At 67.2% G+C, this 16,492-nt stretch carries 14 protein-coding genes; 8 read left to right on the top strand and 6 right to left on the bottom strand.

Annotated elements, in window-relative coordinates; translation table 11 throughout:
* Positions 1–307 precede the first annotated feature (307 nt).
* Together VF092_27740 and VF092_27745 are read left to right on the top strand one after the other, a co-directional pair.
* On the top strand, positions 308–463 hold the full coding sequence (locus VF092_27740; protein HEX6751114.1) for a hypothetical protein: 156 nt from the start codon (positions 308–310) through the stop codon (positions 461–463).
* 371 nt (positions 464–834) lie between these two features.
* The gene (locus VF092_27745; GenBank protein HEX6751115.1) at positions 835–987 is read left to right on the top strand and encodes a hypothetical protein; all 153 of its coding nucleotides are present in this window, start codon (positions 835–837) and stop codon (positions 985–987) included.
* A gap of 60 nt (positions 988–1,047) precedes the next feature.
* On the opposite strand, the gene VF092_27750 is transcribed toward VF092_27745, so the two are convergent.
* A complete protein-coding gene (locus tag VF092_27750) occupies positions 1,048–2,145 on the bottom strand; it encodes a hypothetical protein (GenBank protein ID HEX6751116.1) in 1,098 nt (365 codons plus the stop codon).
* 279 nt (positions 2,146–2,424) lie between these two features.
* Between VF092_27750 and carB the strand changes: the two genes are divergently transcribed.
* From carB to VF092_27780, 6 genes are all read left to right on the top strand, one after another.
* Positions 2,425–5,661, top strand: coding sequence for a carbamoyl-phosphate synthase large subunit (gene carB, locus VF092_27755; GenBank protein HEX6751117.1), 3,237 nt, complete (start codon positions 2,425–2,427; stop codon positions 5,659–5,661).
* A 131-nt stretch (positions 5,662–5,792) separates the two neighbouring features.
* A complete protein-coding gene (locus VF092_27760; GenBank protein HEX6751118.1) occupies positions 5,793–6,020 on the top strand; it encodes a DUF5678 domain-containing protein in 228 nt (75 codons plus the stop codon).
* On the top strand, positions 6,017–6,469 hold the full coding sequence (locus VF092_27765) for a hypothetical protein (GenBank protein ID HEX6751119.1): 453 nt from the start codon (positions 6,017–6,019) through the stop codon (positions 6,467–6,469). Before VF092_27760 ends, VF092_27765 begins: the two co-directional genes overlap by 4 nt.
* Before the next feature lie 241 nt (positions 6,470–6,710).
* On the top strand, positions 6,711–8,405 hold the full coding sequence (locus VF092_27770) for a GMC family oxidoreductase (GenBank protein HEX6751120.1): 1,695 nt from the start codon (positions 6,711–6,713) through the stop codon (positions 8,403–8,405).
* 5 nt (positions 8,406–8,410) lie between these two features.
* The gene (locus VF092_27775) at positions 8,411–9,019 is read left to right on the top strand and encodes a gluconate 2-dehydrogenase subunit 3 family protein (protein HEX6751121.1); all 609 of its coding nucleotides are present in this window, start codon (positions 8,411–8,413) and stop codon (positions 9,017–9,019) included.
* A gap of 280 nt (positions 9,020–9,299) precedes the next feature.
* The gene (locus tag VF092_27780; protein HEX6751122.1) at positions 9,300–10,526 is read left to right on the top strand and encodes a Gfo/Idh/MocA family oxidoreductase; all 1,227 of its coding nucleotides are present in this window, start codon (positions 9,300–9,302) and stop codon (positions 10,524–10,526) included.
* A 120-nt stretch (positions 10,527–10,646) separates the two neighbouring features.
* Here the strand turns inward: VF092_27780 and VF092_27785 are convergent, their stop codons facing one another.
* From VF092_27785 to VF092_27805, 5 genes are all read right to left on the bottom strand, one after another.
* A complete protein-coding gene (locus tag VF092_27785; GenBank protein ID HEX6751123.1) occupies positions 10,647–12,317 on the bottom strand; it encodes a phospholipase D-like domain-containing protein in 1,671 nt (556 codons plus the stop codon).
* 349 nt (positions 12,318–12,666) lie between these two features.
* The gene (locus tag VF092_27790; protein HEX6751124.1) at positions 12,667–13,992 is read right to left on the bottom strand and encodes a nucleoside permease; all 1,326 of its coding nucleotides are present in this window, start codon (positions 13,990–13,992) and stop codon (positions 12,667–12,669) included.
* A complete protein-coding gene (locus VF092_27795; protein ID HEX6751125.1) occupies positions 13,950–14,669 on the bottom strand; it encodes a DUF1080 domain-containing protein in 720 nt (239 codons plus the stop codon). The genes VF092_27790 and VF092_27795 overlap by 43 nt, the downstream gene beginning before the upstream one ends.
* A gap of 302 nt (positions 14,670–14,971) precedes the next feature.
* On the bottom strand, positions 14,972–15,574 hold the full coding sequence (locus VF092_27800; protein ID HEX6751126.1) for a YdeI/OmpD-associated family protein: 603 nt from the start codon (positions 15,572–15,574) through the stop codon (positions 14,972–14,974).
* A gap of 38 nt (positions 15,575–15,612) precedes the next feature.
* Positions 15,613–16,461: an SAM-dependent methyltransferase gene (locus VF092_27805; protein ID HEX6751127.1), complete on the bottom strand. Its 849-nt coding sequence runs from the start codon at positions 16,459–16,461 to the stop codon at positions 15,613–15,615.
* Positions 16,462–16,492 lie beyond the last annotated feature (31 nt).

The following is a 16,492-nucleotide window of genomic DNA, read 5'->3' on the forward strand; positions in this document are numbered from 1 at the left end:
GTGCACGACGTGAAGCAGCTGATCGCGAACGTCCGCACCTTCCTCAAGAACAGAAAGCGCCAGCCCGACTTGGTCCGGCGCTACTTCCTGGAATCCCACGTCGCTTACGCCGCTGCAAACTAATTAGCGGGCGGAGTAATAGTTGTTCGAAGCATCGAGTGTTCTTTCCGCCTCTTGTATCACGATCTAACGTTCTGCACCGACCGACAGACTCGCGGTTGCCTGCGCCAGCCCAGCCCCTCGGGACGGGCCGCCGCTCGTGCACGCGCGCTCGCATACACGCATCTACGCAGGCAAGAGGAGGCCGATGCCCAAGCGGACCGACCTCCAGAGCATCCTCATCCTCGGCAGCGGGCCCATCGTGATCGGGCAGGCGGCCGAGTTCGACTACTCGGGGACGCAGGCCGTCCGCGCGCTGCGCGAAGAGAGGTATCGCATGATCCTGGTCAACACGGCCACGTGAAGTGAGAGTTCAGCCCCTATCTGAATTCCTTGACGTACCGCCTCGTGTCTCCGGTCTCCATAATTGAATAAACGGCAAATGGGTATGCTGACGTCTCGCTATATCTTACTAGCCCGTGGTACTTTAAATACGTCAGTGCTGGATTTAGTCGTCGGATTTCCCATCCAAGTTCCTCGGCGAGTTTCTCCGCGACCAGTTGGTTGGCCTGTCCGTGCACGAGTTTCTCTGCGATAAAACGTGCATCAGTTTCAGGATTCCAGGAGCGAAACACTCTATCAAACGACCAAAATAGAGAGTCGGTAGGCGCTACCATTCCGGCGCTCGTGCACGCGCGCTCGCATACACGCATCTACGCAGGCAAGAGAAAGCCGATGCCCAAGCGGACCGACCTCCAGAGCATCCTCATCCTCGGCAGCGGGCCCATCGTGATCGGGCAGGCGGCCGAGTTCGACTACTCGGGGACGCAGGCCGTCCGCGCGCTGCGCGAAGAGGGGTACCGCGTGATCCTGGTCAACAGCAATTGACCGGGCGGATGAACTCCGCCCGGTCAGATCCAATCTCCTCGGCGCTCGTCTCAGAGCGGCTCAGGAGTAAATCAGCGATGTCTTGCCGGACTGGCCGGGATAGTACAGGCGAAGTCGGGCGATATAGCTGCGGCCGCTGAAGAGCTTGTAGGCGATCGAGGCGTTCCGGTCCTCTCCACTGTCGTCATCTCCCGCCAAAAACCGCGGCTCGCCATTGACGTCCTCGAACAGGAGGAGCAGCGTGTCGGAGGCCCCCTTCGTCTCAATTCTGTACTTCCGCGACTCTGCGGGCCTGAGCACGAAGTCGACTTGCTGGCCGGCAGCCAGATCGACGGCTGCGACCTGGAACGGTTGAAGCGTCGAGATCGCCGCCTTCATTGGCGGGTACCACTTGAGCGCCCATTCCTTATCGGCCTTCGAGAGCGTACCCGGCGGCGTCAGGCCGTTGACGTCGTATTGCTCCGGCTCGTCGATCAAACCCGGTTCGAACTCGTATTCCATGATCGAGTCGGGATCCCAGCTCGATCCCTGCACCTGTTGCGGTGAAAGCTTCTCGAGGATGTTGTGATACGTCGTCGAGCGGTCCCACCTGTTGGGCGGCTTGGCCAGGGCGTCGTAGACGGCCTGCTCGTGCCACTTGATTCCCGCGAATGGGTTCTGGTGTTCGTGCTCCATGCCGAACACGTGCCCCAGCTCGTGGAGCGCGGTACCACGGCCGTACGGGGTGGTAAGATCCCACCCGTAGACCGTCGTCGGTTCGTTCAGCGGCACGGTCAGCACTTCCCGGCCTACTGCCGATGCGGAGATCCCGTCGGCGGTTGAGTAGCCGATACGGACCTCGGCCTCGCTGAGCTGACTCACCTCCTTGAACTCCAGGCCGATTCCCACCGCTTTCCAGGTAGCGAACGCTTGGCGCACCGCATCCGCCTGCGCCTTCGAAACCGCATAGCGTGACCCGCCTCCGAAGAAGCAGTAATGCAGCACGGTACCGTTCGCCCACTTGGATCGTCCCAGGATTATCGCCGCTGCTCGCCGCGGGTCGGCGGCGACGGTCGGAGAAAGCTGGGGAACCGGGCGGGGAAGGTTCCGGCAGAGCGGCTTGCGGGCCTGGTTCGCCTTCGCGGCCTTATCCGACCGACTCGTTCGGGTACGTGCCATGGAACGACCTCCATTCGAGTGATTGTGCAGGCGCGGTATTCCACGATCGGACTCACTACGATATAGATGGCCACCTCCGCGAGGTTTGCGATCGTGCGGTGTGATTGTGGAACTGCGGCTGGCGGAAGGGGCAGACTTTCCGGCGCCGCTCCAGCCCCATAGATTCCCGCCTCGCCCGAACACTCGCGTCCGCCTGCGCCGGCCCAGCCCCTCGGGGACGGGCCGGCGCTCGTGCACGCGCGCTCGCATACACGCATCTACGCAGGCAAGAGAAGGCCGATGCCCAAGCGGACCGACCTCCAGAGCATCCTCATCCTCGGCAGCGGGCCCATCGTGATCGGGCAGGCGGCCGAGTTCGACTACTCGGGGACGCAGGCCGTCCGCGCGCTGCGCGAGGAGGGGTACCGCGTGATCCTGGTCAACAGCAACCCGGCCACGATCATGACCGACCCCGACCTGGCCGACGCCACCTACATCGAGCCCATCACCCCCGAGTGGGTGGAGAAGGTCATCGAGAAGGAGAAGCCCGACGCCGTCCTCCCCACCATGGGCGGCCAGACCGCGCTCAACGTCGCGCTCGAGCTGCACGACAGCGGCGTCCTGGCGAAGCACGGGGTGGAGCTGATCGGCGCGAAGGCGAAGAGCATCCGCATGGCCGAGGACCGCAGCGAGTTCGCCAAGGCCATGGCGCGCATCGGCTTGAAGGTCCCGCACGGCGGCTTCGCCACGTCGCTCGACGAAGGGCTGCGCATCGTCGAGGACACGGGGTATCCCGCCATCATCCGCCCGAGCTTCACCCTGGGCGGCACGGGCGGCGGCATCGCCTACAACCGCGCGGAGTTCGAGGGGATGATCCGCCATGGGCTCGACCTCTCTCCCGTGCACGAGGTGCTGATCGACCGCAGCGTGATCGGGTGGAAGGAGTTCGAGCTGGAGGTGATGCGCGACGGCGCCGACAACGTGGTCATCATCTGCTCCATCGAGAACGTCGACGCCATGGGCGTGCACACGGGCGACTCCGTGACCGTCGCCCCCGCGCAGACGCTGACGGACGTGGAGTACCAGAAGATGCGCGACGCCGCCATCGCCATCATCCGCGAGATCGGGGTGGAGGCGGGCGGGTGCAACGTCCAGTTCGCCGTCAATCCCCGGAACGGCGAGATGCTGATCGTGGAGATGAACCCGCGCGTCTCCCGCTCCTCCGCGCTGGCGTCGAAGGCGACGGGATACCCGATCGCCCGCATCGGCGCCAAGCTCGCCGTCGGCTACACGCTCGACGAGCTGCCGAACGCCATCACGCAGACCACGCCGGCGTCGTTCGAGCCCGTGCTGGACTACGTCGTCGTCAAGTTCCCGCGCTTCGCCTTCGAGAAGTTCCCCGCGGCCGACAACACGCTGGGGGTGCAGATGAAGGCGGTGGGCGAGTCGATGGCCATCGGCCGCACCTTCCGCCAGGCGTGGCAGAAGGCCATCCGCGCGCTGGAGATCGGCCGCACCGGGTGGGAGATCGGCGCGACGCTCGCCGCGGACGGGCTGAAGGACGAGGAGCCGGAGACCATCCGCGCCTGCCTCCGCCGCCCGACCCCCGAGCGCTACTTCGTCATCAAGCGTGCGCTGCAGATGGGGATGGGCATCGAGGAGATCCACGAGCTCACCTACATCGACCCCTGGTTCATCGCCGAGCTGGCCACGCTGGTCGAGGCGGAGCAGCAGTATCGCGATCTCCCGGAAATCGACCGCGCGGCGATGCTGCGGATGAAGCGCTACGGCTTCAGCGACGTGCAGCTCGCCCGCCTCCGAGGCGAGAGCGAGGACGCGGTGCGCGAGCGGCGCTGGGGAATGGGCGTCCACCCCGTCTACAACATGGTGGACACCTGCGCCGGCGAGTTCCCTGCGGCGACTCCGTATCTTTACTCGACGTACGCGGAGGAGAACGAGTCCGTTCGCTCCGACCGCAGGAAGGTGGTGATCCTCGGCAGCGGGCCGATCCGCATCGGGCAGGGGGTGGAGTTCGACTACTGCTGCGTGCAGGCCGCGCTGGCGCTGCGCGACGCGGGGTTCGAGACGATCATGATCAACTCGAACCCGGAGACCAACTCCACCGACTTCGACGTCAGCGACAAGCTCTACTTCGAGCCGCTGACGCTGGAGGACGTGCTGGAGATCGTGCGCCTGGAGGATCCGCTCGGGGTGATCGTGCAGCTGGGCGGGCAGACGCCGCTGAAGCTGGCGCAGCCGCTGGAGCGCGTGGGCGTGCCCATCATCGGCACGCCGGTGGACGCTATCGACCGCGCGGAAGACCGCGAGCGCTTCGAGGCGCTGGCGCGCGAGCTGGGCGTTACCCAGCCGCCCAACGGCCTCGCCGTCTCCGCGGACGAAGCGGCGGAGATCGCCGGGCGCATCGGCTATCCCGTGCTCCTGCGCCCGTCGTACGTCCTGGGGGGGCGGGGGATGGAGATCGTGTACGACGAGCCCGGGCTGCGTGACTATTTCCAGCGCGCCGTCGAGGTCAGCCACGACCGCCCCGTGCTGATCGACCGCTTCCTCGAGGACGCCTTCGAGGCCGACGTCGACGCCCTCTGCGACGGCGAGACGGTGGTGATCGGCGGGGTGATGCAGCACATCGAGGAGGCCGGCATCCACTCCGGCGACAGCGCCTGCGTGCTCCCGCCGTACAAGCTCGACGACCGCCAGATCGCCGAGATGCGCGAGCAGACCAAGCGGTTCGCGCTGGCGCTCGGCGTCGTCGGCCTGATCAACGTGCAGTACGCGGTGTACGGCGGCACCGTGTACGTGCTGGAGGTGAACCCGCGCGCCTCGCGGACCGTTCCCTTCGTTTCCAAGGCCACGGGGATCCAGCTGGCGCGCATCGCCTCGCGGCTGATGGTGGGGGAGAAGCTGGCGGACTTCCGGCTGCCGGAGGAGATCCCGGTAGGCGGCGTGGCGGTGAAGGAGTCGGTCTTCCCCTTCAACAAGCTGGAGCAGGACCCGCTGCTGGGCCCGGAGATGCGGTCGACGGGCGAGGCGATGGGGTTCGACGACGGGTTCGGGATGGCGTTCGCCAAGGCGCAGGCCAGCGCGGGGATGGACCTGCCGCAGGAGGGCAACGTCATCATCACTGTGAACGACCCCGACAAGCCGACCATCACGCCCATCGCGCGGCGGCTTTCGGACCTCGGCTTCAAGCTCCTGGCCACGGGGGGGACGGCGCGCTACTTCCGCCAGCGGGGGATCCCGTGCGAGCGCGTGTTCAAGGTCAACGAGGGGCGGCCGAACCTGGCGGACCACATCATCAGCGGCGAGGTGGCGCTGCTGATCAACACGCCGCTGGGCAAGCAGAGCCAGTACGACGACTACACCGTGCGCCGCGCGGCCATCACCTACAAGGTCCCGTACATCACCACCACCAGCGCCGCAGAGGCCGCCGCGGACGCGATCATCGCGCTGCGCAACCGCGCCCGCGAAGTGCGCAGCATCCAGGAGCGCACAGGCGCAATCGCCAGCTCGGTGGGGTGACGGAACCGGTAAATTTCGTCACTTTTGCGCCACCGCAAACCACATTTGGACACACCTTGCGCCCGAGGCGGGGATTGGTTTTATTCCGGAAGTGACCTGTCTTCCCCAACAACGATGCGGGAGGTGCTCACGTGCCGAGGCCGATCATCGACTACACGCCGACGTCGCAGATGCCCCAGCGCCAAGTCAAGCCGATCCCCGGCGCGATGGACTGGCTCAAGGAGCATTGGGACGAGTATGCGGGCCAGTGGGTGGCCATAGGTCCCAACGGCCTCGTGGCCGTGGCCGACACGTTCCCGGAGTTGGCTGCCCGTCTTGGGGGTTCGTTTGAAGGAGTCCTGACCGCGCATCTCGTATGACGCGGCTCACAAACGCACACGGGGGTGCGTTCGCCACGGGCGAGGCTCGGTTCACATCTCAGCCGGCACACGAGGTCGATCTTCTAACGCGCATCCATCTGCCGATCGAGATCGGCACGGTTCCGACGCTCGCGGTGCTCGATACAGGTGGGGCTTACCTCATGCTCGACCCGCTGGTGGCGATGAGGGTGAAGCTCGGTGCGGCAATCGAGACCGACCAACTGGTGATTCGTGGATTCGTGATCGCCGGGACGGTGCACCGAATTCCAGTCACGATCCCGGCCGACGTGGGTGAGCCTTTGACGTTCGAGGCGACCGCCTTCGTTCCGGAGCTCGAGGACGGAGAGTTCTGGCCGCTGCCGAGCTATCTCGGATGGCAAGGATGCCTGGACCGCATCCGGCTCGCACTCGACCCGCGAGATGAGCGGGTTTACTTCGGCGCCGCGTAGACGTGATTCAATCGCGCTGAGCGCCGCCCGGTTTCCGCGTGGCGATCGGCACTGATTGTCGGAATTCCGCTGCGCGCTGCCGCGTGCGGAGGCAAATTTCGGTGGACCGTCTTCCGACAGGTCCCACCCTCCCGGGCGGCGCCGCGAAAACCCTACTCGCGGCGCCGCTCGGTCGCTATCATCTCCCTGTCCTCCCGCTCCATCCCGCCACCACGCGCCCACGTTCCCCGCGCATCCGCCCATGCAGATCCGCCGCACCCCGAGGGTCTACGACGTGTGCATCGTGGGGTCGGGCGCCGGCGGGGGGATGGCGGCGTACGTGCTGGCGCGCGCCGGCGCCGACGTGGTGATGCTGGAGGCCGGCCCCGACTGGGACAACGCGCGCGACGGGGCCATGTTCCGCTGGCCCTACCAGTCGCCCCGCCGCGGCGCCTCCACCCCCGAGCGCCCGTTCGGCGAGTTCGACGCCTGCCTGGGGGGATGGGAGATCGAGGGCGAGCCGTACACCCGCGCCGAGGGCACGAAGTTCGACTGGTGGCGCGCCCGCATGGTGGGCGGCCGTACCAACCACTGGGGGCGCATCTCGCTGCGCTTCGGCCCCGACGACTTCCGGCGCAGAAGCATCGACGGGCTGGGCGACGACTGGCCGATCGGCTACGAACAGGTGAAGCCCTGGTACGACGCGGTCGACCGGCTGATCGGCATCTTCGGGAGCACGGAGGGACTTCACAATCACCCCGACGGCATCTTCCTCCCCCCGCCCCGGCCACGCTGCTACGAGCTGCTGATCCAGCGCTCCGCGGCCCGGCTGGGGATTCCCTGCATCGCCTCGCGCCTCTCCATCCTCACCCGCCCGCTGAACGGCCGCCCCGCCTGCCACTATTGCGGCCAGTGCAGCCGCGGCTGCGCGGTGAACGCCAACTTCTCCAGCACCGGCGTGCTCATCGCCCCGGCCAGGCAGACGGGGCGGCTGACGCTGCTCACCGGCGCCATGGCGCGCGAGGTGACCGTGGACGCCTCGGGGCGCGCCACCGGCGTCTCCTACATCGACAGGGCGGCGGGCGCGGACGAGCACGTGCGCGCCCGCGTGGTCGTCCTGGCCGCCAGCGCCTGCGAGTCGGCGCGCATCCTCCTCAACTCGCGCTCGTCGCGTCATCCCCAGGGGCTGGCCAACGGCAGCGGCACGGTGGGGAAGTACCTCACCGACACCACTGGCACCGACGTGTGGGGGTTCGTGCCCGCGCTGGCCGGCCCGGTGCGGCACAACGAGGACGGGGTGGGCGGCGCGCACATCTACATGCCCTGGTGGCTCGACAACCGCGGGCTCGACTTCCCGCGCGGCTACCACGTGGAGCCGTGGGGCGGGCTGCACCTGCCGGCGTACGGCTTCATGGGCGGGATCGAGAAGTGGCCCGGCGGCGGGGGATACGGGAAGCAGTTGAAGGACGACTACCGCCGCTGGTACGGCTCCATCGTCGGCTTCTCCGGCCGCGGCGAGCAGATCCCCAGCGACGACTGCTTCTGCGAGCTCGACCCCGCCGTGGTGGACCGCTGGGGGATCCCGGTCCTGCGCTTCCACTGGAGGTGGAGCGAGCACGAGCACCGGCAGGTGAAGCACATGCAGGAGACCTTCCGCGCGCTCCTGGCCGACCTGGGCGCCACCGTCTTCACGGAGATGCCTTCGGCGGAGAAGGGCTACGGGATCGCGCCGGGCGGCCGCATCATCCACGAGCTGGGGTGCACGCGCATGGGCGCCGACCCGCGCACCTCGGTGGTCGATGCCGACTGCCGCGCGCACGAGGTGCGGAACCTGTTCGTGGCCGACGGCGGCGTGTTCGTCTCCCAGGCCGACAAGAACCCGACCTGGACCATCCTGGCGCTGGCCATGCGCACCGCCACCTACATCGCCGAGCAGGCGAAGCAGGGGGGACTGTGAGCGAGATGAGCCGCCGCGAGGCGCTGGCCGCCCTGGCGCTGATCCCCGCGGTCGCCGCGCTCCGCCCGCTTCCCCAGGCGCTGGACCCGGCCGCGCTGGAGCGGGCCGCGCAGGCCGCGCGCGAGGCGCTGGCCGCGGCCGCGCCCTACGCGCCGAAGTTCTTCACCGCGCACGAGTGGGAGACGGTGCGCCTGCTCGCGGACCTCGTCATCCCCCGCGACGAGCGGTCGGGGAGCGCCACCGACGCCGGCGTGCCGGAGTTCATGGACTTCATCATGGACGCCTATCCCGACCAGCGGACGGGAATGCGCGGCGGGCTGGCGTGGCTCGACAGCGAGAGCGTCCGCCGCTTCGGGACGCGCTTCGTGGCGGCGGGCGATGCGCAGCGGCGCGCGATCCTCGACGACGTCGCCTGGCCGGCCAGGGCGCGGCCGGAGATGAGCCAGGGCGCGGCCTTCTTCTCGCGCTTCCGCGACCTGACGGCGTCGGGCTTCTGGTCCAGCCGCATGGGCGTGGACGACCTGGGGTTCATTGGGAACACGGCGATCGCGGAATGGCACGGCTGCCCGCCCGAGGCGCTCCGCAAGCTCGGCGTGCGCTACGAAGAGGGGTGATGGAGATCTCGGACTCCGGTCAGCCGGTCCGTCCGCGCGAGTCCCATCCCCGACGTCATCCTGAGGCCGGCCAGACTGTAATCAGCGTCTTCGCAGGCCTTTGCAGGCCGAAGGATCTATCGCCGGCCCCGCACGCGATCCAGAGTTCACGCGCCGTTCCTGCCGGGGGACGGTCGTCGGAGTCGCTCGACGGATTGGAGATTTCGCAACGATTTCGAGTGAACGCGCGGCGTGAAGTCCGTCCGCGCGAGCTTCATCGGCCCTGATTGTGAGGGATGGGATGAGGAAACGGCTGGGGATCGGGATCATCGGCAGCGGCTTCAACGCGCGCTTCCATCTGCAGGCGTTCGTGGGCGTGCGCGACGCCGACGTGCGGGGCGTGTGGAGCCCCACCACTGTGAACGCGGAAGAGACCGCGGCGATGGCGCGGCGGCTGGACGTGGGCCCGGCGCGCGCCTTCGCCTCCATCGCCGCGATGGTGGCGGACCCCGACATCGACGCGATCTGGCTGTGCGGCCCCAACCACGCGCGCGTCGAGAACGTGGAGGAGGTGGTCCACGCCGTCGCCCGCGGCGCCGCGCTGAGGGGGATCGCCTGCGAGAAGCCGCTGGCGCGCAACGTGGCCGAGGCGCGGCGCGTGGCCGAGCTGGTGAACGGCGCCGGGGTGATGCACGGCTACCTGGAGAACCAGGTGTTCGCGCCCGCGGTGGAGCAGGGGCGTGCGCTGCTCTGGGCGCGCGGCGCGGCGGCCACCGGGCGGCCGTACCTGGCGCGCGCGGCCGAGGAGCACGGTGGCCCGCACGCACCCTGGTTCTGGCGCGGGCAGCTGCAGGGCGGCGGCGTGCTGAACGACATGATGTGCCACTCGGTGCAGCTCGTCCGGCACCTGCTGACCGAGCCCGGCGCGCCGCCGCGGTCGCTGCGGCCGCGGAAGGTGACCGCGCACGTGGCCAGCCTCAAGTGGACGCGGCCGGAGTACGCGCGGCGGCTGGCCGTGGCCATGGGCCGCGAGGTGGACTACACCCGCAGCCCGGCCGAGGACTTCGCCAGCATGACGGTGGAGTTTGAGACGCCCGAGGGGCTGCGCGTGCTGGGCGAGGCCACCACGTCGTGGAGCTACGTGGGCGCCGGGCTGCGCCTTTCAGCCGAGCTGCTGGGCCCCGAGTACTCGATGCAGTGGAACAGCCTGGACGCGGGGCTGAAGCTGTTCTTCAGCCGCGAGGTGCAGGGGCGGGCGGGCGAGGACCTGGTGGAGAAGCAGAACGCGGAGACCGGGCTGATGCCCGTGGTGGCCGGCGAGGCGGCCGTGTACGGCTACGAGGCCGAGGACCGCCACTTCGTCCGCGCGTTCCTGGGCCTCGAGCCGCCGCTGCTGACCTTCGACGACGGGCTGGAGGTGGTGCAACTGCTGATGACCGCCTACCAGTCCGCCGAGCAGGAGCGCACCCTCGCCTTCCCGCCCGAGGGGCTGGAGACGTTCGTGCCGGCGGTGGCGCGTGGAACTTGAGTGATATGAGTGGCGACCACGACCCGACTCGCGCGGGTTTGCGTGGGATCGGGTCGCGGTCGATGGACCGTTGGGTTAGACAGGTGCTAGTCCGGTCAGCGCGTTCACCATGGACGTTGATCACTCGCCGACCCAGAAGTCGATTTCGCGCAGCGCCCTGCTACCCGGTTTGAGGTAACCGCGCTGCCACTGGTCGCTGTCCTGGAGACCGTTCCAACGCTTCTCCTTTGGCTGTGCCTGTCTGCGAAAGCGCCAGCGATACTGATTGTAGATCGCCATGATATTGGTCGCGTAGGCGGCGGCGAGTCCCGGAGCGTCGCGGATGATCAAAAGGTTCTCGTCGTTGATACCACTTGCCTTGGGTCCAAGGTTATGCGATCCCGTCAGGATAACGGGATGGTCGCCGAACGGATCGACCAGCACGACCTTGCTGTGAACCATCGCGAAAGTCTTGGGTAGTTTTCGCATCTCGCGAGCAAACCACTCTGTAGCTTCGTCGATCTCGGCCGGGAGCACCACGTCGAAATTAGTCTTGTCGGGCTTCTCCGATTCGAACAACTCGACCGGATTCGCCGAGGTGCTCGGGTCCTGGTTGATAGCTCCATGCACGTACAGCCGCCCCTCTGGATCGTTCTCGCGGACTCGTTCGATGATCTTGTTGAGGAGTGTATCCTTAGGTCCTGGGTTGAACATCAGAAAGAGAATCGCCTGCTTTGCTTGCGCGATGATCTCTCGAGCCTGAGTCAGGTCGACTTGGCCCACCGTTGGTGTGAACCACAGGCGCACCGGCGTTTGATGAACCTTGTGGTCGCGCGACTTGCTGTTGCTGTTCTTCAATCCATCTGGACTCTCGTTCCCTGCTTGCTGCAGCCGATGCCATTGATCAAGGTATTCTTTTGCCAATCCGGAATCGTCAATCAGCACGGAGTTGTTGGCTTGCGTGCAAAGCCCGGTCCTAGTCCAGTTTTGGCTTCCGGTCCATACCCACCGCGGCTTGTTCCCGGCATCACAAATTACGAGAAACTTGTTGTGCCCCAATGCTCTTGGCGAAATCATGCGGTCATGTAGATCGATTTTCTTCGCTAGGCGCTGGCGAGCTTTTTGGTTTTGGTCCGCGCCCTGTTCCTTGACGCTTCCATTCGCAAGCACTACGTGGGCGCGCTTCCCCAACCGTTCCAGAGCGCTCTCCAGCTGTTCGTCCTCCAATTCGTAGAGAGCGGCGTAAATTTCTCGCTTGTCCTTCGCGGCAGCGGCGAGGAGCTCGAAGAGACGTACGCCCAGTGGTCCAGCCAGATAATTGCGGAATGGATCGTTCGGAGTTTCGATCACTTCCCTCAACTCTTTCGTTTTCAGATCGGTGGCGGTTATTCCCAGCCGGCGCGAGACCCACTGGGCGGCTACAATTCCACGGTTGAAGAATGCTTCGATCTTCGGGGCCACCTCAGAGCTCAGCACAATTTCCTCGGTCCACTCGCTGGCGGATTGCGAATCAGGACGAAGGTTGTTTCGGTCGGGGCCGACCATTGGCAGAACTCGATACTGTACTCTGTCCCCGGGAGCGGCCATGTAGTCGGTCCATTGGTACTTCTGGATTGGCCAATTCGTGGAGGCACGCCGCTCGCCTTCCTTATGTGTCTCCCCTTCGAACCCGACCCAGGTATTTACTACCTCCTCGATGCCGTCCCGCCGCCGCAGGAGCGCGAATCCACGACAGGCAGGAATCACTCCCGCCGGTTTCCATGCGATAAAAACGTCATCTCCATTGTGATAGACTTTGACTTTCATGGACATGGGATCTCTCCTTTCATGAAGGGTGCAAGACCGGTTCGGATTTCCGGCGCCGGTGTTTCACATAAGGCGAGTGCGAACGAGGCTCACGTTCACAGGACCTGACGCTTGAGAACAATCTCCTGCGAGGGATCGAAATAGATGGGAGCGATTCCGGCAACCTCCCATCCCTGCGATCCCAGCGCATTGAGAAGCCCGAGCAGGTCGTTGCCCAGCGATGTTGCTTGCGAGCCTCAGTTTACTCCGTGTGGAGAATTGTCCCGCTGGCCGATCAGGATGTCATATTAGAATGTCATGGTATTCTCCTCTTCAAACGGTGACCGACATGCCAGAAAGGCCGTTGCATGGATGTTTAGGCCGATACGAGCGGTGGTGTAGGCTCCGATTGCGATCCTGACGCAGCAGCGGACTCGCGGAAGGCGATCGCGAACAGCACCATCACCGCCGCCGCGAGCGCGGCGGGGACCAGCCAGATCGTGCGCCAGTCGTGCGTCACCGCGCCGCCGGCCAGCGTCGTGGCGTACGCCTGCACCACGCGGCCGGAGACGATGGCGCCGATGAAGTATCCCACGCCGAGCGTCGCGAAGGCGAGGAAGCCCTGCGCCGCCGCGCGGATCTGCGGGCCGGCGCGCTGGTCCACGTAGATCTGGCCGGTGACGAAGAAGAAGTCGTAGCAGATGCCGTGCAGCACGATCCCCGCGTACAGCAGCGCCACCAGCGGGCCGGGGTTGCCGAAGGCGAAGAACACGTAGCGCAGCGCCCACGCCGCCATCCCCACCAGCAGCATCCGCTTGACCCCCAGCCGCAGCAGGAACCACGGCATCACCAGCATGAACCCGATCTCCGACATCTGCCCCAGCGTCATCTTGGTGGCCGCCGCGGGGAGGCCGGTCTCGTTCAGGTACAGGTTGGTGAAGGTGTAGTAGAACTGCAGGGGGATGCAGAGCAGGAACGAGCCGGCGACGAAGACCAGGAACGCGCGCTCCTTCATCATGGCCAGCGCGTCCAGTCCCAGCACGTCGCGCGCACGAATCGGCTTCCCCGCCTGGGGCGCGGGCGTGTGCGGGAGCGCCAGCGAGAACGCCGCCATCGCCAGCGACGCGCCCGCGGCGATGCGCATGGGGACGGCGGTGGCCTCGACGCCGAGCTGGCCGACCAGGATCCCCGCCACGATCCACCCGATCGTCCCCAGCACGCGCACCCGGGGGAACTCCTTCGCCGGGTCGCGCATGTGATGGAACGACAGCGAGTTGGTGAGCGCCAGCGTGGGGATGTAGCAGAGCGCGTACAGCGTCAGCACGGCGTAGAAGCTGCCGAAGTCGCGAAGCGTCGATGCCCACCAGAGCGCGGCGGCGCCGGCCAGGTGCAGCAGCGCCAGGATCTTTTCGCTGGCGAAGAAGCGGTCCGCCACCATCCCCACGAAGAACGGCGAGATCATGGCCGCCACCGCCGTGGTCCCGTACGCCAGCCCGATCCGCGTGCCGTCGAACTTCAGCGTCTGCCCCAGGTAGGTGCCCAAGGTGACGAACCACGCGCCCCAGATGAAGTACTGGAGGAACATCATCGCCGAGAGCCGCAGCCGGGTGCCGTTCATCTCGCGCCGGGGATCGCTGGGGGATGGCGGGGAAGGGGAGACTACGGGAGCTCGCGGATGCGGACGTTGCGGTAGGCCACCCACGCCTCGTGGTCCTGCAGGGCGATGTGCCCGCGTGCCGCGCGCCCGTAGCGCGGCATGGTGGCGAACTTGCTGGCCCGCACGCGCGCCTCCCAGTCGGGGCTGCCCAGCTCGTATTCCAGCAGCCGCACGCCGTTCATCCAGTGCTCCACGTGGTTGCCACGCACCACGATGCGCGCCGCGTTCCACTCGCCCACGGGGCGGGTGGCGTCGCGCGCCGGCGCGTACAGCGCGAAGTCGGAGCCGGCCGAGGTGAGCGGGTCGCGGCCGTCGGGATGGCGCGCGTTGTCGAGCACCTGGTACTCCGGGCCGCTGCGCCAGACGTAGTCGAGCGTGGAGTCTTCCACCACGCGGTAGATGATCCCGCTGTTGCCGCCGGGCGAGATCTTCCACTCCAGCGCCAGCTCGAAGTTGCCGAACTCCTCGTCGGTGATCAGGTCGCCGCCGGCGCCCACGCGCGTGATGGCGCCGTCCACCACCTGCCAGCCGGCGGGCGCCGCCGCGGCCCGGTAGCCGCGCCACCCCCGCAGCGTCCGCCCGTCGAACAGGGGCCGCCACCCCTGCGCGTCCTCCGCTGAGGCAGATGGGGGAGGGTCGCCCGGTGGCGAGCCGCGCCCGCACGACGCGGCGGGAAGGAACGGGAGCGCGAGCAACGCGAGGAGCGCGCGAGAGCGTGTCATGCGAATGGCCGCGGCGATGGGAAGCGTATCGCGGTGGAGCAGGGAAATCGCGGTCGGGAGAGCCGTTCGCAGGATATTCACGGCTCGGCGGGGGAGCAAGAAATTTCTCCGGGCGGCTGAGCCGGCGCGTCGCGCCGAATGCAGGAGAGACAACGCGAGGGGAACCGCTTCGCATCGGCCCCCCTCGCGTATCTCCAATGACTCCGATGACCCCGCGTGAGACCCCCGCACCGATGAGCCTCACACGGAGTCATCGGAGTCGTCGGAGAGATGCGACGCGGGCGCCTGGCCGCGGGACGGGATCACTTCCGCTCGTACTTCCAGTTGCGGCCCTTGCCCTCGGCGATCCACTCGACGGCGGTGTCGATGCGCTTCTTCCGCGTGGCGTCGGTCTTCGCCTCGGTGATCCACTCGATGTAGTCCTTGCGCTTGCTCGGTGAGAAGGCGTGGAAGTGATCCAGCGCCGCCGGGTTGGTCTCCAGCGCCGCCACCAGGTCGTCGGGGACGCCGGGCTCCTTGCGCTCCTCCGCCGGCTTCTCGCGCCGCGGCGCCTTCACCCCCTCGTCGTTCAGCCGCTTCGCCTCGCGCAGGTAGCCGGCCAGCACGTCGTCGGGCGGCAGGTCGGACAGCTTCGTGATGCGGCCGAAGCTCCCCATCGCGTCCTCCGGCCGCTCCTCGCCGAAGATCAGCCCGTGCTTCCAGAAGTTGAACGCCGCGTGCTCCTTGAACGACGCGAGCCCGCAGAACATCCCCTTGTACATGAACGCCGGCATCCCCCACTTGATGTCTTCCTGCACCTCGGGGACGGTGGCGTGCACCAGCTCGCGCAGGTGCCTCAGGATCGGCCTGGCAAAGTCGGCCGACTTCTCGATGTAGGCGTCTACGCGGGGATCTCGGGTGGACATCGGGGTCGCTCGTCGTGCGGGTGGTGAAGGTGATGCGGTCAGGTGCGCTCGAGCAGCAGGTTGATGGAGAAGCGGCGGAACTCCTCCCGCCGCCGCTCGGACGAGATGCGGGCGAGGAAGGCCCAGAGCCAGGCCAGGCGCATGTGCCGCTTCAGCCGCAGCGCGTCGTCGAAGGTGCCGCTCCACCACGCCTCGCGCCAGCCGTAGCGGGCGAAGAAGCCCGACCCCTCCTCGGGCGCGAACTTGAACGGCGCGTTGCCGGCCTTGACCTGCTTTCCCCACGACTTCTGCATCCACTTCATCAGCGCGGGGCTCCCCAGGTCGGTCAGCCACCAGCGAAACGCGGGCTGCTCGTGCAGCGCCGACGCCAGCGCGGCCACCTCGTCGGCGGAGAGGTAGACGAGCAGCCCCTCGGTGACGACCAGCGCCTGCCGCGCGCCTTCCGCCACGCGCGCGAACACGCCGGCGCGCTGCACCGCGTCGGACAGGTCGGCGGACACGGCCTCGTAGCGGCAGCGCGGCGTCTCGCCCTCCATCATCCCGCGCTTGTACTCGGTGATGCCGGGGAGGTCGACATCCACCCAGCGCAGCTCCGGCGGCAGGTCGAGGCGCCACGCGCGGGTGTCGAGGCCGGCGGCCAGGTTCAGCACCAGGTCGGCGCCGCGGCTGCGCACGCAGTCGAGGATGACCTCGTCGAACACCTGCGTGCGGACGATCATCGGCCACGCCATCGACCGCCCCTTCGGCATCGCGCGGACGATGGCCTCGCCGCGCTCGCCGGCCAGCCTGCGCGCCCAGGGATCGCGGAAGTGCGCGTCCGGGCGCTCCGTCTCCATCGCCCGGTAGACGGCCACCCAGCGCGCGGTGTCGGAGACGTTCTCGATCATCCTCGTTCGGGTCGGGGGAGAACGACGGATT

The sequence above is a fragment of the Longimicrobium sp. genome, assembly GCA_036377595.1.
Lineage (GTDB): Bacteria > Gemmatimonadota > Gemmatimonadetes > Longimicrobiales > Longimicrobiaceae > Longimicrobium.

What these genes read in the sequence shown, in the direction of transcription:
- VF092_27740 (HEX6751114.1), top strand. Translation starts at nt 308, where the DNA reads ATGCCCAAGCGGACCGACCTCCAGAGCATCCTCATCCTCGGCAGCGGG.
- VF092_27745 (HEX6751115.1), top strand. Translation starts at nt 835, where the DNA reads ATGCCCAAGCGGACCGACCTCCAGAGCATCCTCATCCTCGGCAGCGGG.
- VF092_27750 (HEX6751116.1), bottom strand. Translation starts at nt 2,145, where the DNA reads ATGGCACGTACCCGAACGAGTCGGTCGGATAAGGCCGCGAAGGCGAAC.
- carB (HEX6751117.1), top strand. Translation starts at nt 2,425, where the DNA reads ATGCCCAAGCGGACCGACCTCCAGAGCATCCTCATCCTCGGCAGCGGG.
- VF092_27765 (HEX6751119.1), top strand. Translation starts at nt 6,017, where the DNA reads ATGACGCGGCTCACAAACGCACACGGGGGTGCGTTCGCCACGGGCGAG.
- VF092_27770 (HEX6751120.1), top strand. Translation starts at nt 6,711, where the DNA reads ATGCAGATCCGCCGCACCCCGAGGGTCTACGACGTGTGCATCGTGGGG.
- VF092_27775 (HEX6751121.1), top strand. Translation starts at nt 8,411, where the DNA reads ATGAGCCGCCGCGAGGCGCTGGCCGCCCTGGCGCTGATCCCCGCGGTC.
- VF092_27780 (HEX6751122.1), top strand. Translation starts at nt 9,300, where the DNA reads ATGAGGAAACGGCTGGGGATCGGGATCATCGGCAGCGGCTTCAACGCG.
- VF092_27785 (HEX6751123.1), bottom strand. Translation starts at nt 12,317, where the DNA reads ATGTCCATGAAAGTCAAAGTCTATCACAATGGAGATGACGTTTTTATC.
- VF092_27795 (HEX6751125.1), bottom strand. Translation starts at nt 14,669, where the DNA reads ATGACACGCTCTCGCGCGCTCCTCGCGTTGCTCGCGCTCCCGTTCCTT.
- VF092_27800 (HEX6751126.1), bottom strand. Translation starts at nt 15,574, where the DNA reads ATGTCCACCCGAGATCCCCGCGTAGACGCCTACATCGAGAAGTCGGCC.
- VF092_27805 (HEX6751127.1), bottom strand. Translation starts at nt 16,461, where the DNA reads ATGATCGAGAACGTCTCCGACACCGCGCGCTGGGTGGCCGTCTACCGG.